This window comes from Spirosoma sordidisoli, from assembly GCF_004138325.1.
Lineage (GTDB): Bacteria > Bacteroidota > Bacteroidia > Cytophagales > Spirosomataceae > Spirosoma > Spirosoma sordidisoli.
The window spans coordinates 297,160-313,239 of the sequence record NZ_SBLB01000007.1; the positions used below are offsets into that span (position 1 = coordinate 297,160).

At 52.8% G+C, this 16,080-nt stretch carries 16 protein-coding genes; 3 read left to right on the top strand and 13 right to left on the bottom strand.

Annotation, left to right across the window (positions count from 1 at the left end):
• Window positions 1–8: 8 nt before the first annotated feature.
• Entirely contained in the window at window positions 9–2,210 is a 2,202-nt protein-coding gene (locus EQG79_RS23780) for a sensor histidine kinase (RefSeq protein ID WP_317126264.1), read from the bottom strand.
• Between the two features lie 507 nt (window positions 2,211–2,717).
• Between EQG79_RS23780 and EQG79_RS23785 the strand changes: the two genes are divergently transcribed.
• The 3 genes from EQG79_RS23785 to EQG79_RS23795 all read left to right on the top strand — a co-directional run bounded on the left by EQG79_RS23785 (window position 2,718) and on the right by EQG79_RS23795 (window position 4,301).
• Complete coding sequence (locus EQG79_RS23785; RefSeq protein ID WP_129604816.1) at window positions 2,718–2,996, top strand: polysaccharide deacetylase family protein; 279 nt, start codon at window positions 2,718–2,720, stop codon at window positions 2,994–2,996.
• 162 nt (window positions 2,997–3,158) lie between these two features.
• Window positions 3,159–3,713 (top strand): hypothetical protein, encoded by a 555-nt coding sequence (locus EQG79_RS23790; protein WP_165358947.1) that lies wholly within the window; start codon window positions 3,159–3,161, stop codon window positions 3,711–3,713.
• 3 nt (window positions 3,714–3,716) lie between these two features.
• A complete protein-coding gene (locus EQG79_RS23795) occupies window positions 3,717–4,301 on the top strand; it encodes a hypothetical protein (protein WP_129604818.1) in 585 nt (194 codons plus the stop codon).
• Window positions 4,302–4,305: 4 nt separating this feature from the next.
• Here EQG79_RS23795 and EQG79_RS23800 read toward each other — a convergent pair whose 3' ends face one another.
• From EQG79_RS23800 to EQG79_RS23855, 12 genes are all read right to left on the bottom strand, one after another.
• Window positions 4,306–5,214, bottom strand: a complete 909-nt coding sequence (locus EQG79_RS23800; protein WP_129604821.1) for an HTTM domain-containing protein — start codon at window positions 5,212–5,214, stop codon at window positions 4,306–4,308.
• The gene (locus tag EQG79_RS23805) at window positions 5,211–5,753 is read right to left on the bottom strand and encodes a hypothetical protein (RefSeq protein WP_129604823.1); all 543 of its coding nucleotides are present in this window, start codon (window positions 5,751–5,753) and stop codon (window positions 5,211–5,213) included. The genes EQG79_RS23800 and EQG79_RS23805 overlap by 4 nt, the downstream gene beginning before the upstream one ends.
• 87 nt (window positions 5,754–5,840) lie before the next feature.
• Complete coding sequence (locus tag EQG79_RS23810) at window positions 5,841–8,426, bottom strand: glycoside hydrolase family 95 protein (RefSeq protein ID WP_129604826.1); 2,586 nt, start codon at window positions 8,424–8,426, stop codon at window positions 5,841–5,843.
• 167 nt (window positions 8,427–8,593) lie between these two features.
• On the bottom strand, window positions 8,594–9,610 hold the full coding sequence (locus tag EQG79_RS23815) for an aspartate-semialdehyde dehydrogenase (protein WP_077922134.1): 1,017 nt from the start codon (window positions 9,608–9,610) through the stop codon (window positions 8,594–8,596).
• Window positions 9,611–9,843: 233 nt separating this feature from the next.
• Complete coding sequence (locus tag EQG79_RS23820; protein WP_165358948.1) at window positions 9,844–10,518, bottom strand: porin family protein; 675 nt, start codon at window positions 10,516–10,518, stop codon at window positions 9,844–9,846.
• Between the two features lie 141 nt (window positions 10,519–10,659).
• Entirely contained in the window at window positions 10,660–11,241 is a 582-nt protein-coding gene (locus EQG79_RS23825; protein ID WP_129604830.1) for a 5-formyltetrahydrofolate cyclo-ligase, read from the bottom strand.
• A gap of 26 nt (window positions 11,242–11,267) precedes the next feature.
• Window positions 11,268–12,818: a bacillithiol biosynthesis cysteine-adding enzyme BshC gene (gene bshC, locus EQG79_RS23830; protein ID WP_129604833.1), complete on the bottom strand. Its 1,551-nt coding sequence runs from the start codon at window positions 12,816–12,818 to the stop codon at window positions 11,268–11,270.
• Window positions 12,819–12,899: 81 nt separating this feature from the next.
• Window positions 12,900–14,207 (bottom strand): 30S ribosomal protein S12 methylthiotransferase RimO, encoded by a 1,308-nt coding sequence (gene rimO, locus EQG79_RS23835; protein WP_129604835.1) that lies wholly within the window; start codon window positions 14,205–14,207, stop codon window positions 12,900–12,902.
• A 33-nt stretch (window positions 14,208–14,240) separates the two neighbouring features.
• Window positions 14,241–14,909 (bottom strand): hypothetical protein, encoded by a 669-nt coding sequence (locus EQG79_RS23840; RefSeq protein ID WP_129604838.1) that lies wholly within the window; start codon window positions 14,907–14,909, stop codon window positions 14,241–14,243.
• A gap of 5 nt (window positions 14,910–14,914) precedes the next feature.
• A complete protein-coding gene (locus tag EQG79_RS23845; RefSeq protein WP_129604840.1) occupies window positions 14,915–15,385 on the bottom strand; it encodes a hypothetical protein in 471 nt (156 codons plus the stop codon).
• On the bottom strand, window positions 15,378–15,752 hold the full coding sequence (locus tag EQG79_RS23850) for a HEPN domain-containing protein (protein ID WP_129604842.1): 375 nt from the start codon (window positions 15,750–15,752) through the stop codon (window positions 15,378–15,380). Before EQG79_RS23850 ends, EQG79_RS23845 begins: the two co-directional genes overlap by 8 nt.
• Window positions 15,724–16,080 carry a nucleotidyltransferase domain-containing protein gene (locus EQG79_RS23855; protein ID WP_129604845.1) on the bottom strand — a complete coding sequence of 119 codons (357 nt, stop codon included), beginning with the start codon at window positions 16,078–16,080 and terminating at the stop codon, window positions 15,724–15,726. The genes EQG79_RS23850 and EQG79_RS23855 overlap by 29 nt, the downstream gene beginning before the upstream one ends.

The window sequence follows — 16,080 nt, forward strand, 5'->3', positions numbered from 1 at the left end:
CTCGTCGGTCAGGCAGCGGGTGCGTAGGGCAGAATAATCGTAAACTCTGTATACAAGCCCTGTTCGGTTTGTACGCGCAGCTCACCGGCATGGCCTTTGGTAATAATGTCATAAGCCAGATACAGCCCGAGTCCCGTTCCTTGCCCCGTTGGTTTTGTGGTGAAAAAAGGCTGGTATATTTTATTCAGCATATCAGCCGGAATACCAATACCATTGTCTCTGATCTGAAGTACCAGCCTGTTTTTTTCCAGAAATGTTCGGACCGAAAGCTGGGGTTGATACCCTGTTTGCGCTTGCCGGGCTTTTTCTTTTATGGCATAAAAAGCATTGCCATAGATGTTCAGCAATACCTGACCAATTTCCTGCGGGGCCAGTTCGGTAGGCTGTATGGTCGGGTCGAAATCTCTACGAAGTTCGGCGCTGAATAATACATCTTTGCTTCGAAGTCCCTGGAAAACAATCATTAAGTATTCTTCGGCGAGGTTATTAATATTGGTCATCCGCTTTTCGGCGGTTCCCATGCGGCTGTGCTCCAGCATTCCTTTTACAATCGCATTGGCCCGGCCGCCATGAGCCGTGATGCGTTTCATATTCTGTTTTAAATCCTCCAGAATAAAACTGGCTTCTGTCAGATCGCCTTTGCTCAGTTCCTGCTGTATTTCTTCGACCAGTTCAGTGTTAATTTCGGAGAAGTTATTGACGAAGTTCAGGGGGTTCTGAATCTCATGTGCCACCCCGGCGGTCAGTTCACCCAATGATGCCATTTTCTCGCGCATAATGAGCTGATCCTGCGTAGAGCGTAGTTGGTTGAGTGATTGGTTTAGCTCCTGGGTTCTCTCCTCTACTTTTTGTTCCAGTTCCCGATTCAGGGTAATCTGAAGCTGTTGATTCTCCTCGAACTGGTGAATGATGCGGGCCTGTTTTTCTTCATTTTCGCGCCGGAGCACATTAATCATATTGGCCAGCGCAAAAGCCAGCATAATGACCTCCAGCGCCGAGCCGGTGGGTAAGGCGTACTTGAACGTAAAGTCATTTTTGGGCAGCACGCCCAGCAACATCAGAATGACGCACAGTATACCGGTGAACAGGAACGAGAAACCAATGGAGAAGAAAAGAGCCGATGGATACCGGTCGCGAATACTACGTATACCCAGATAGATGATAAGCGGAAACGAGGCCAGGCCCAGTAGCTGGGTCATCGCAAACCCCAGTTCGAAGTAGATAAAGATCAGCAGACCCGAAAGAATATATAACCCGATCAGGCCGTTCAGGATGTTATTCCAGAAAGGATACCGCTGCTTTACATTAAGAAAACTCTGGACAAACAAGACATAGACAATTGCCAGCAAATTGGACGCTATCGATTCAAAATCTGAAAACCAGATCGAAAAATCATCGATGAATCCAAAAATAGAAATAAGATATCCTGAATTGCCCGCCGTGAAAAAGAAAGCGAAAAATAATACTAATAGATAGTACGCGTAGCTCTTTAAACGAGTCGAAATATAAATAAAGGCGTTGTAAATAAACATGACAATAAATACGCCGAGGAACATGAAAATAATCTGTCCTGAAAAGGCATTTGCGTCGTCGATTTTAGCGCGGGGGGCTGCAATGAAATTAAGCGTAAGCGGTACTTTTTCTATATTGAATTTGGATACTAATCGAACAATACATTCCTGCGTTTGTCCGGCTTTGAGCGGTAGTTTTATGTATACTTTATTCGCGTGCGGATAATCCCGTTTTCGGTATGGGTACAAATAGCCCGTCTCTTTGCGTAGTAGCTTATTTTCTGCTCCGTAAAAAAAACTAACAAAAGACCAGTTTTCGAAATCGAATATCCACTCTTTATCGAACGATGTATTATTTTTTACAGAAAATTTCAGCCAGTAAACCTGAATATTTTTGTTCCAGGGTGTATTATCTGCCGGTATGAACTGGCGGGTAAACGTAGGGTTTAAGACATCAGCAATGGTTAGTTTACCGGTAGTATCATTCAGGTAAGAAAAACCGGAAGAGATCGTGATTGGTTGATCCTGCTGTAACAGAATCGGTTGCGCCACCAAAGCCGTTGAAAAAAACAGACAGCAATAGAATAAATAGAGGTATCTCATAGGGTTACAATTTATACCACCGGTCTGGCATATCAGGGTGAGTCTTCGGAAAATATCAACATTCTTTCCTATTTTTTGGGGACCGATACCCATCATTTTTTTGCCGTTTCTGGCGATAGGGCGGTACACACAGGGCTGTAGTCGCGAACACACGGTAGCGGTTACGGATAGGGTTACTGGTAAAAGAGGGGTTGGGTGCTGGTTGAGGCAGGCAGGTCAATATCATCAAAAGGCGTATTCAAAGCAATGTATACTGGCAAATAGTTGAAAGAAGCCATCGGTTAAGCCGGGTTAATATCGATGCTGGATGCTGATTTCAGCCGCTTACGAAACGAATGGGCAACTTACTCAACCGCTCACACAAATATTTCCTTTTTTCTGGCTACTCCCTTTGATTTTACTACCGGCTTCTTACTTTTATACGCTTCATTTATAGGGCAATCGACGGTTCCTGACAGGTATTCGCCTGCGCAATGGTTGCTGATGTGTTTGGGCGGATTAGATCGACGGGTGATGCAGGCTAACTGCATACATCTGTATTTATTGAAAGCGATTAATTGTTTTTTATAGTCAATAGTTCACTAACCTAATTTGCCATAAACCATGAAAGATTCTGAAACCCTGAAAGACGCCCTGACACGCATAGGCGATGCCAAGTATGTTAAACACCTAACCCCCGATGCGCAGCAGCTAACCAAAGCTCAGATTACTGATTTTATGAATAGTAAAACGGATCAGGAATTTAAGCCGGAAACGATTAGTTCATTACGGAAATTTGCCAAGATGCGTATGAAGGATGGTAAAAGTATTTTTCCATACGAAAAGATGGAAAAACTGAAATATAATGAGTCCGACGACCACATGGGCGGAGGCACCTGGTAAACCAAATACGTATTCCCTGCTGATACTATAAGGTACAGACAGGGAATACGTGTTTATTGATTATTTACATTTAAGTGTATAATTAGCTAACTCTCTTTATATCGTTAACTTATCTGTATTATGCCTGCGAAAAAAGAGAAAAAAGTATCACTTAATTTTACCATGCAGCATCAACTGGGACATGCTATGTGCTGGGCTGCTGTGGGTACAAGCTGCGCGCTTTTTTATGATCCCGACAGTAAATGGACCCAGTGCAAACTGGCCAGTCAGTCAATTGGACCCAACACGGGCGATTGCTGTACTAATCCCGAAGACTCACCCTGCGATATAGTCTGGTATCTTCAGAATGATGAAAACATAGGGTCGTTCGTAACGGCCGGCATTGCGCGGGGCTATGAAAAAGGATTTATTCCTTACAAAAAACTCGTCGGCGAGCTGGATGCCGGCAGAATCATTGCGTTCCTGCTCCGGATGGATATCGATGGGACCATCAATAACAGGAATGAATTTTCCCATTTCGTAGCCATCGCGGGCTACGAGTGGACCGATTCGGAAGAAAACGTAACTATATATGACTCTTTTTTCGGTAAATCAGAAATGCCTTACAAAGAGTTTGTGACTAATTATAAATGCCATGGCGGCACGGTGCTGGGCCACGCTGTTAAAGATAGTCTGGTAGAATATACGTTCTTTTCGACCCCAACATCAACGCCTTAAGCCATGCCGATCCGACAGATACTCGCCCCCGAAAAATCAGTTGTCAAGTATACGGGCTGGCTCACCCAGCGAAAGCCGAAGTCGGTACAGCTCAAAAGAACCTTTACCTACGAGAAGGCCTTGCCGCATAAAGTCTACCACGCGCAGCTGAGCGATATCCTTTCCGAAGTTGGGTTTAGCCAGGCGGATGTTGTTTCTTGGCGACACCTGCATACGGATCAGCATGGTACCGTGGCTGTAGAGACCAAAGTTGGCAAAAGGGGGCAATATCATGTTCACGAGGTCCATTCCGGCCACATGGTCGATGCGTTGAAAGAGCTATATCCCGTTCTGAAAAAGAAGAAAGAACTCCGGACCAGCGATTATGAGTACTCGTTCCTGCGGCTCTTCTCGCTCAAAATTTGTGCCGTCTGGTTGCGGGCCGATAGCCGCGAAGCTGATTTTTTCGTACCGTTACCTCCCTGTTTTTACGGCTTAGAGCAGGATAAGCTGTATACCTACGCCGAGTTTACCGACATTGCCCGGAAAGCTATCCAAACGCTCCAGACCAAAACCGATACGTACGACCACCCGATGCAGGGGGGCTGATCAGCTACGCCAGCCATCGCTGAATCTGGCCGAATAAATAGCCGTACTCGTGCGGGCTCACAAAAGCCCCCAGGCCGACGATCATGGCCATCTGAAAAAAACCGATGCGCAGGAACACCCACAGTCCCAGGTGAAACAGGACGCCCAGCGCCACCACCGCCAGCCGACACTCATCGATCCAGATCAGGGTGAAAAGAGTGGTTTCGACGACGAGCGTGCCGTAGGTGGTTGCCTTATAAAACCAGGCCCGGTCCAGAATCGTCGGAACAACGAACCGATTCCAGATTCTGACGTGTAAGACTAGCTGGGTGGCGGTTCCGTTAAGCCAGCTATTGCCCTGTAGTTTGAAAAAGACGTTTTTCAGGTAGATGTTCGCCATAAAAAGCTGAATCATCAGCAGGGGCCAGGCTGGGGCTTTGGCTTCGGGCCGGAGCAGGTTCGGATAGTCCATCACCGAGAGCTGAGTCTGGGTCGGTGCGAAGATCAGGAACAGGCAGAAAAAGCGGTACAGCGCATCCCCCGAGCTAAGCACGTACATATTTCGGTTGTGGATAGAAACGAGCGTCACAAAACAGATCAGCGCGGCCAGCTGGGGCAGGATGCCGACGGTCAGGCAAAACCCGGCTATGGCCTGAACGCCCAGAACAACCTCTACCGACCGGGTGGTGGGCGGCATGTAGTTGAGGAGCGAAAAACGGGATGGCTGCTGAAGGGTGATGTACTCGTCGTAGCCAAACCAGCCGTCGGGACTTAACAGGAGTTTATAGACGCTGAGCCAGTTCCGGGTTTCAGTAAGTACCAGCATACCCGTCAGCACCCTAAATACGCACAGCGTCAGGCTGGACTGCTCGCTGAACAGCAGCTGATTCCAGCCCTCGGCCAGCTCGCCAAAAGTGATGAAAAGGAGTGTCATACGGCCGGTGTGCGAAGCTGTTCGATTACGTCGTGCGTATAAACTACCTGACTCATCCAGGGAATCAGCTGAAACGTGCCGTTGACCGGGGGCTCGTAGTACTGGAGTAGATGTACGCGGATGGCTGGATTGGCGGCATCCTGCTGCGGTCGGTACTGGCGAAGAACGTACCGGCAAATGGCCTCTTTGGGAATCGGGTCTTTCTGCGACAGCAACTGGTTATGCATCTTGATGAACCGGAAATGATCCGTCAGCTGATAGTCGTCTTTGAGGGTGTAGGGGGGGAGTTTCCAGGCCACAACGGTACCGTTGGCCAGTTCGATCTCGAACCCGATCAGGAAGTTTTTGGAGATGGGGCGGGGCGCAAACAACGACCAGTAATTGTCGAGCCCGGCCCAGCAGATATACCGGCCCAGCTTTGTGTGCAGCAGATCCCGAAAGAAATACCCTTCCGGCAAACACCAGAAGAGCAGAAACAGGCTCATCAGGATAACGAACAGGCTCGCCAGCGTTTGCTGAACCAGTACAAACCATTCCACAGCCGATCAGCGGTTAGTTTTAGTGTTACAGTCTGTATAGTAACAGATTGCGCGGAGAAAAACAAGCCCGGACAGCTGGTTGACAGGCTACGGTTTCCCGACCAGTATGTACTCTTTGCCGGCTTCGGTAGCCAGATCATATACGCTGACCCCGTTGGTTGCCTGCTCCGGCGAGCGGGTCTGGTACTGATTCTGGGGAAGCTTGAAAAACGGATTGGGGTTGCTGCCCGTAGCGGGGCGCAGTTGGGCATTGGCCGTGCCGGTGAGTGCATTAGGCACCCGCAGCCGACAGAGGCCGCCCAGCGACGAGCGAATCGCTACCCGGGTCAGTTTTCCGTTTTGCCAGCGCATCGCGACTTCGTAACCACCCCGTGCTTTGAGGCCGCTTACCTCGCCCGATGCCCAGGCGTCGGGCCGGGCGGGCAGCAGGTTGAGCAGGCCGTCGTGGCTCTGGAGCAGCATCTCGCCAATACCCGACGTGCCGCCGAAGTTACCGTCGATCTGGAAAGGCGGGTGGGCGCAGAGCAGGTTCGGGTAGGTACCTCCCCCGTTGGCATAGTCAGTGCCCTCCAGGCCGGTCAGGCGTAACAGCTCGCGCAGTAGTTTATAGGCATGGTTACCGTCATGCAGCCGGGCCCAGAAGTTGATTTTCCAGGATTTGCTCCAGCCCGTGCCGCCGTCGCCCCGAATGGCCAGTGTCTGACGGGCCGCGTCGGCGAGGGCGGGTGTTGTCAGGGGAGACAGCTCCCGGCCGGGGTGCAGGGCGTAGAGGTGCGACACGTGGCGGTGTTGCGGATCTTCGTCGGCCCAGTCCTTGTACCACTCCTGCAGGTTGCCTTTGCGGCCAATCTGTAAGGGAAACAGCTTTGCCTTTTTAGCCAGCAGCGTCTGCCGGAAATCAGCATCGACATTGAGTTGCTCGGAGGCCTGGATAACGTTGCTGAACAGATCCCAGACCAGGGCCATGTCCATGGTTGTGGCTACCGACACCGAGCCTTTCTCGCCTTTTTCGGTAACGAAAATATTTTCGGGGGTGGTAGCGGGTGCGGTTACCAGCCGCCCCTGACTGTCGGTAACGAGCCAGTCGAGACAAAATTGGGCGGCTTCTTTCATGAGCGGGTAGGCGTATTGCTGCAGGTAGGCCCGGTTGCCCGTAAAGGCGTAGTGATCCCAGAGGTGCTGGCTGAGCCAGGCTCCGCCCATGGCCCAGTTTGCCCAGGAAGGACTGCCTTTGCCCCGGTCGCCAACGGGGTTCGAGGTGGCCCAGATGTCTGAGTTGTGATGAACGGTCCAGCCCGACGCGTTGTAGAAATGACGGGTGGTTTCGCGGCCGGTTGTGGCCATATACCCAATCCAGTCGAGGAGGGGCGTATGCAGCTCCGACAGATTGGTCATCTCGGCTGGCCAGTAGTTCATCTCGGTGTTGATGTTGGTCGTGTAGTTGCTGCTCCAGGGAGGGCGTACGATGGGGTTCCAGATGCCCTGCAGGTTGGCCGGAATGGCGCGCGCAGCCGGGTTGCCGGGGCGTTTCGGACGCGAACTCGATATGAGCAGGTATCGCCCAAACTGAAAATACAGACTCTCCAGCTGCGGGTCGGCCGCTCCGCCTGCGTAGCGCTGCAAACGCTCGTCCATCGGCAGGTTGAGGGGCGGAGTCGCTGCGTCGGCCTGCAGCGAGAACCGCACCCGGTTGGCTAGTTGCTGGTAGTCGGCTACGTGGGCGCGGTACAGCGCATCGGCCGATTTGCCGGTTGCCTTAGCCAGGTAAGCCGCGGCCAGCTTTTTCTCGTCAAGACCGTCGCGGTCGGGACATTTGTCGAACCCGTTAAAACTGGTAGCCGCCGAAACGAGCAGGACCGCTTCGGTGGCGTTATCGATGCGCAGGCCGCTGGTGTCGGTCGATACTCGCCCATCGGTCGACTGGACGTTGATTCGCCAGTCGAAACGCATGCCCCGACAGCCGGCCGTGTCGGCATAGATCACCGGAGTCGGGTTGTACTGAACGTAGTTCGGATCGCTATGGGCCGGTGCTTTTCCCCGAACGGCCAGCTCGTTCCGGGCCATTATCTGTTTGGTAACGGGATGCGGGCTGGTGGCGGAAGCGGTCAGGCTCAAGGCCCCTTTCTTCGACGACCGGAGCCGGATAACAATCAGCTGGTCGGGGGCCGACACAAAAACAGTGCGGCTATAGGTAACCCCATTGATCGTAAACCGGGTCGTGGCGGTGGCATCGTCGATGTTCAGTTCGCGCGTATAGGCGGTTGGTTCGCCCGTGAGGGTTTGTTTGAGCCGCAGGTCGCCCAGGGGTTGGTAGGCTTCGGTGTAGAGGCCCTGTAGTTTGGTTGTCAGCCTGGCCGCTTCGGCATAGTCTTCCCGGAAAAGCGCTTCCCGAACCTGCGGCAGATAAGCCGCGGCACCCGGATTCGGCTTGCGGTTAACCGGCCCGCCCGACCATAAGCTCGACTCGTTGAGTTGCAACAGCTCTTCGGCTACTCGCCCAAATACCATCACCCCCAGTCGGCCATTACCAACGGGTAACGCTTCGTTCCAGTTGCGGGCGGGTTGTTTATACCAGATGGGCGATGTCGGCTGGCTAACGGCGGATAAACTGAGTAGCAGACCCGAAACGATGAGAAGGATGGGGGCAACTTGTACGATGGCCGGTCGGAACATAGGGCGAAAAACGGTAGGTTGACACCTGAACAAGACCAAACCCCGGGTTGCCTACTCTACTCCACCAGGCTTTGGCATAGTAGGGTCAGGGAGTCGGGCCTGCAGGATGCCCAACAAAAAAAGCGCCGTCCGTAGACCGCGCCTTTCAAAACAGGTAGTAGACCGGCTTAGGCCAGACTGGCTTCGGTCGTTTCTACGAGGTTGTGCTTCATCAGGTATTCGGCAATCTGAACGGCGTTGGTAGCGGCTCCTTTGCGCAGGTTATCCGCAACGCACCAGAAGTTGAGCGTGCGGGGCTGGGTTTCGTCGCGCCGGATACGGCCTACGAACACCTCGTCGCGCCCGTGGGCGGTCAGCGGCATCGGGTAGATTTTATTGGCCGGATCGTCCTGCACCACAACGCCCTCGGCATTCCGCAGCAGTTCGACCACATCGTTCAGCTCAAACTCTTCGTCGAACTCCACGTTTACGGCCTCCGAGTGGCCGCCAATGGTCGGAATCCGGACCGTGGTCGCGGTAACCCGGATCGAGTCGTCGCCCATGATCTTTTTCGTTTCGTTCACCATCTTCATCTCTTCTTTCGTATAACCGTTGTCGAGGAAAACGTCGATATGGGGCAGTACGTTGAGGTCGATGGGGTGGGGGTATACTTTCGGGATATCCGCGCGTCCTTCCCGTTCGGCAAACAGCTGGTCAACGGCCGCCTTACCGGTGCCGGTTACCGACTGGTAGGTCGATACAACGACCCGCTTAACCCGATACCGATCGTGCAGCGGCTTCAGCGCTACGACCATCTGGATGGTCGAGCAGTTCGGGTTGGCAATGATCTTGTCTTCGGGAGTCAGGGTGTTGGCATTGATTTCGGGTACGACCAGTTTCTTGGTCGGGTCCATCCGCCAGGCCGATGAGTTGTCGACAACCGTAATACCGGCTTCGGCAAACTTAGGAGCCAGGGCCAGCGAGGTGCTTCCGCCCGCCGAAAAAATTGCAATGGCAGGTTTGGCGGCAATGGCATCCTCAAAGCTGACAACCGTGTACGCTTTTCCCTTGAACTCAACCTGTTTACCAACCGAACGCTCGGAGGCAACGGGAATAAGTTCTGACACGGGGAAGTTGCGTTCTTCCAGTACTTTCAAGATTTCGCCACCGACAAGGCCGGTAGCCCCAACAACTGCGATTTTCATTGATAGAATGCGGATTGGTGTCCGCACGAATTGGTTTATACAGAAGGCCCGCACCTGCGCGCCATTTTCGCCCGCAAAAGTACGGTAAATTCGTTGATGGACAGGGTGTATTGTTCAGAAAAAATAGACAGACTGATTCCGCGGGCGGGATAATCGGCGCCGGGCTGTCAACAAAAAGCCCCGATCACGATGCAGCGTGATCGGGGCCCGGACTATGGACCGCAGGCATGGCGTTACTCTCCGCCAAACAGGAAACCCAGCGATAGGCCGAAAGCCGTGTTTTTTACTTTCTGATCGGCCGTGTTGGATATGTTGCTCAGACCGGGCGAATAAAAGCCGGTCAGTACCAGGCCAGACGGCAACTCATAGCCCACCGACACGCGTAAACCATAATCGAGCCGTTTGGCCTGGTCTTCACCCGATCCAAAATCGATCGGCGTTGTTTCATTCTGCCCTGCCAGCGAGCTGACAGTTTTTCCGCTTAGGCCGTAGGCTACATATGGCCCTGCTCCCAGGTTGATCCAGCCTGGTCCGGCATCCAGGCTGTAAACCAGCTGAAGCGGCATCTCGATATACGTCATGGTGCTCTTCACCGACGCATCCAGACTTCCCAATCCGGTAAGACCCCCCAAATCGCCCAGTAACTGTCCGATCCCTAGATCCGGTAGCTTGGCTCCTTTTACTGAATAGAGCAGCTGCGGCCGGAATGAAAGGTTGTCGGTAACAATAGCATCGAGCATGAAACCTCCATGATAACCCAGTATGCCCTTGCCGGACATGGGTTGACCGTCAAACGTATAAGCCTGATTAACAAGCTGCCCGCCCCCCGTTATACCCAGGCGAACCTGGGCAAAGCTGACAGTCTGAATTAGTAATAGGACAAAAAATAGGCGTGTAACTGGTTTCATGCGTGATGTGTAAGGTATGAACATGATAATTAATGGAATGGTAACTATACCTTGTGACGTAGAAAGTATACAATAGTAATGCCGTACTGCACGCTTGTGGATACAGTAGACAAAAAGATACCGATGTGTATCTGGGATAATCTAGAAGGTGTATAGCCTCTGCGGAGATAAACAGGCGGTCAGGCTGATGTCAGTATCCGTGATGTCGTCAATGGTCGTTACCGGCTCAAACAGTGACAGACCAACCCGCGCACAGTCAGAACGACATTCGGCCAGAAACCGGTCGTAATAGCCACCGCCGTAACCAACCCGATGTCCGCTCTGATCAAAAATCAGCAGCGGAACCAGCACCAGGTCAAGCTCGGTAGGAGAAACCGTGGCGCTGGCCGAAGCGGGTTCAGGAATACCCCAGCGATTCTGGATGAGGGGTGTTTCGGGGGTTAGTGGAGTATGGGTGAGTAGTCCGGTACCAGGTTCGGTAATAGAAACGACCAGCCGAACCGATGGGAAATCCTGCCAGATACGGTGAACGATGGGCCAGGTGTTTACTTCGTTCTGCCGCGCAATGGGCAGAAACACATGTACGCAGGAAACAGAAGGAGAGGAACCAAAAAACGTCTGGAAAAACTGGTCGGCAATGGCCGCACTGCGATCGCGAACCGCATCGGCCGACAGCGCCCGGCGCAGGGTCAGGAAGTGGGTTCTGAGGGCTGCCTTTTCCACGGTAGACCGTTGAAAACCGAAATTACTTAGCTCTCCAGACAGAGCTGCATCTGAAAGTTGAACGGATCAAAACTGGCCTGCATTTTTTTCAGAAACGCCCGGTCGTTGAGATAGAACGTCAGGAAGTTTTCGGTCCGCTCCTGCAACCCGCCGTTCGGGAACAGCTCGTTCTTGACCGCCAGCAGCTGCCGGATGCCCGTGTCCTGATTTCGCTCTTCGGCCCGGCGCATTTTTTTCTCCAGACGAGCCACTGCGTTAGCAAACCGCTTGGTTTCGGCCAGCACTGCTTTTTCGAGGGTCGGATCAACGATCTGCGCTTTATGCAGAATAGCGTCCAGCGCCTTGTTGATGGTCCGGTTTTCGTTGTCGAACTTCAGCGCATGACGCGTATGGGTATCGATGTAGTTATGCTTGAGGGTGAGGGTATCCTGAAACAACTCTTCCGGTGTCAGCCCCAGTTTGTGGATGCGCTTGGCCGTTACTTTAGGTACGTAAGTGGCAAAGTTGCGCGGCATCAGCATCGGAAAAGGCGTCTGGTAATGATCGAATACGCCTTTGAGCTGCAGCCAGTACGGCACCTCCGACGGGCCGCCAATATAGACCAGGTTCGGCAGGATCGTTTCCTGATACAGGGGGCGCAACACGACGTTCGGGCTGAAGCGTTCGGGATGCTCGTCCAGCAGGGCCAGCAGTTCCGGTTCCGTAAAGCGAATTTTGGTGTGAACCACCTTGTAAGCGCCGTTAGGAAGCCGTTCGATGCGTTCGCGCAGCTGATCGTCGAGATAAAACAGGTTGATGTCGCGCGGGGTGATAACGGTTTTGTAGCCCAGCTGCTCCAGCTGCTCGGTACGGGTGTGTACGAGGCCACCGGCCGTTTGCTGAAGCAGATCGTCGCGCATGATGGGCGCAAATACGCGTTTCAGAGCCGCATCGTCGGCATCGAGACAAACGAGCCCCTCGGCGCCGAACAGCTCGTTGATGAAGTACCGCACCGAATTGGCCAGGGTCTCCTGCCCAAGATACGCTTCTTCAAAGAGGGTTAGTTTCTCGGGTATTTCGCCAAACAGGGTTTTCAGTTCCCGCGGATCCATACGACCCACGGCCCCGCGTTGTTCGGTCTGCCAGGTATGCGTCCGGCCAAACAGCGAGAAGTGGTTGATTTCGGCAAAATCGTGGTCCTCCGTCGCCATCCAGTAGACCGGCACGAAGTTGTAGTCCGGGTAGGCTTGTTTCAGCTGTCGGGCCAGATTAATGGTCGTAATCAGCTTGTATATAATGTAGAGCGGCCCGGTAAAGATGTTGAGCTGGTGGCCGGTTGTAACGGTAAAGGTATTGGGCTGAAGCAGTATCGACAGGTCGGGCTTGCTGGCTAGTCCTTCGTACTGGCGCGTCAGCGCGTCGACCAGGACCCGGCGTTTGGATTCATCAACCGTTTTTTCAGCCATTTGCTCCCTGAACTGGGCTGGGTCTGGAAAGCGGTTGTAAAACGGGCGAAGACTTTCTTTTTTGGCGAGGTAATCGAGAAAGAGCGGAGAAAACTGGCCGGTTTGAACAAGCGGTAGGTACTGACAGTCCATGCAGGATTGGGATTTACGGACGCAACAAATGAAGAACCCGCAAGGTTCGGGAGGGCCTTGCGGGTTGAGGGAATACGCTACTTAGACCACGTTGCCGTACAGGTCGAACTCTTCGGCCCGGTCGATGCGGACGTTGGCAAAATCGCCCAGGCGTACGTACTGGCTGGCCGGAACCAGCACTTCATTGTCGACTTCGGGCGAGTCGGCCTCGGTGCGGCCGATGAAGTAGCCACCTTCTTTCCGGTCGAACAGGGTTTTGTAGGTCCGGCCTACTTTCTGCTGGTTCAGCTCGGCCGAAATGCTCTGTTGCAGGTCCATCAGCTCGTCGGCGCGTTCCTGCTTGATATCGGCCGGAATATCGTCGGGCATCGAGTATGAATGGGTGTTTTCTTCGTGCGAGTAGGTGAACACGCCCATCCGGTCGAACCGCATCCGGTCTACGAAATCGTAGGTTTCCTGGAACATGGCGTCGGTTTCGCCGGGATGCCCCACAATGAGTGTCGTACGGAGGGTGATATCGGGTACTTTGTCCCGGATGGTGTTAATGAGCGCTTCGGTTTTTTCGCGGGTGATGCCCCGGCGCATGAGCCGAAGCAGTTCGGTCGAGCCGGTTTGCAGCGGCATGTCCAGGTAGTTGCAGACGTTGGGCCGGTTGCGCATGACATCCAGCACCTCCAGCGGGAAACCCGACGGGTAAGCGTACTGAAGCCGAATCCAGTCAATTCCTTCCACGTCGGCCAGGCGGGCCACCAGCTCGTCGAGGTTGCGTTTTTTATACAGGTCGAGGCCGTAGTAGGTCAGGTCCTGAGCAATCAGAATCAGTTCTTTGGTGCCGCGCCGGGCCAGCGACCGCGCTTCGGTGACCAGCTCGTCCATGGACCGCGACACGTGCTTGCCGCGCATCAGCGGAATGGCGCAGAACGAACAGGGCCGGTCGCAGCCTTCGGCAATTTTCAGGTAGGCAAAGTGGGCGGGGGTGGTCAGCAGCCGTTCGCCCACCAGTTCGTGTTTATAATCGGCCCGGAGCGTCTTCAGCAGCCGGGGCATTTCGTTGGTACCAAACCAGGCATCGACGTCGGGAATTTCGACTTCCAGCTCGTCTTTGTACCGATGCGACAGGCAGCCGGTTACGTAAACTTTATCCACCATACCCGCGTCTTTGGCATCTACGTAGCGCAGAATCGTGTTTACCGATTCTTCTTTCGCATTGTCGATAAAGCCGCAGGTGTTGATAACGACAATATTGGCGTCGTCTTTTTTGGACTCATGCGTTACGTCCATGCCGTTGCCCCGGAGTTGCGTGAAGAGAACTTCCGAATCGACCAGGTTTTTCGAGCAGCCGAGCGTAACGATATTGATTTTATTGGTACGTATTCCTTTGGTTTTCAAAACAGGACTTATTAGCAGGCGGTTAGAGAAAAACTAACGCCCGGTGGTTGGACAAAGTTCGCCGATGGGGCTGTCGTTTTCGGGCTCGTACCAAATGGTCTTATGGCTGACCAGTACTTGAGCGGTACCGGAAAAATAGGATTCCAGTAAGTCGTCGGCCCTTAGAAACAGGTCATGCAGGCTAAACCGTCGCCCGTCTGTAAGGACAAACGTATAAAAAGCCCAGTCCGGTCTCTTATTGCTTCGGTGAGCAATGTGAGATTCGATAGACGAAACATTCTGTGAGCTGACGACAACAGATCCATCGGCCTCCGCAATGGTAATGGTCTTTAGCCCCGGATCGAAGGTTACGCGCTTGTCGCGAACTTGTTTCCACAGCCTGTATTGCTGGCTGAAAATGAACGCCACTAGCGCCACCGTAGCGACGCCCAACAGCATAAGAAACACCGCCCCCAGAACCTGATCAGGCTGGCGAACGAAGGTGGCTACCCCCATACCGATATATAGCAGGCCCATCAGCGGAAGTGGTAAAAGAAGTAGAACGGTGAACCGGGTGAAGAATCGATTACGATCCCACGTAACCGTAACGGACCGAACCAGCGGAGAGCCATCGCCCAGGCTCTCGCGGGTATGACGGAGCATGCGGAGGATGAAGAAAACGAAGGGCGCGAAAACGATCAGAAACAGCAGCAGGACGTTCATAGCCGCTAAAATACGGCACTATGCGAAATCTCTACAGTGATAGTAGACTGACGGTTCTTCTGTACGCTGACTGGGAAGATGTTATTCTGACTGTCAGACAGGTTGGCGTACAGGCCTTTCGGTTCGCGCACCATGAGGGTGTACTTCCCAACCGGCATACGAACGCAGAACCGGCCATTTTTGTCCGACTTCACCGTTTTGAGCGGTTTAACCCCACGCACGGACGTAATAAACCCGTTCTCACCCGCGTCGACCTGGCTGCTGTTCAGCAGGGGAAAGATAAGCACCTCGCGAATAACCGCTGCTCCGTTGGTACGGGCCGATGCCGGACCCACGGAAGGCATCATGTTTCCTTTTTTCTCGACCACGGTGCCGCAGATTCCTTGCTTGGTGGCTTTCTGACGGGACGCCTGCTGGGCTATAGCCGGAAGGGACAGGCTAACGTAGACGGCCCAGAAAATGAGGTATTTATGCATAGCGTTCGTTGACGAAAGCGAGAAAATTTTCGGATAGGCTAATTAGATGCAGTATATCCTCTAACGAAAAGTCGCCGTCTATATCATAATCGGCTAGCTGCCTTTGCTCAAACAGGGTCGCAAAGTCATCTTTATACTGCTCTGGAATTTCTCCGGATTTAATATAGTGTAGAGAAAACATTTCACGGGCAGACGAATGTCTCTTCGTAACAATATGTTTACTAGCCAGTAAACCACGAACAAGCCAGAAGAAACAGTAATAGCTAGAAGTAATGGCTCCGTTGGGAAAATCCGTAGCTACTAAAATTTTAGCATTTGCCAAGTAGCCAGTGGCCTTCCTAACGCAATTGCTCAGGTCGTCGCTCATAAATGCATTTCCCGTCTTTTTTAACTTCGCGGTAAAACATACGGTTTGACGTTAGAAATTGAGTTTTGGAGACAACGACGGTTGATATAGGAATCAGTGTTTGTAGATAGTACTCGTTACGGGCGGCTATGGTTGTATATACCTCTTTAGATGGCGACACGTTTTCGTCTGTCAAAACGATTAGGTAATCTACGTCAGATTCTTCGTTGTAGTCACCCCGCGCGTACGAACCAAACAAGATGACGCTATCCAGGCGTGGGCCATAGTAACGCTCCATGATGTTAATCACATCATTGTTCACAGCCGCCAGATCCGTCACGATGGCCAT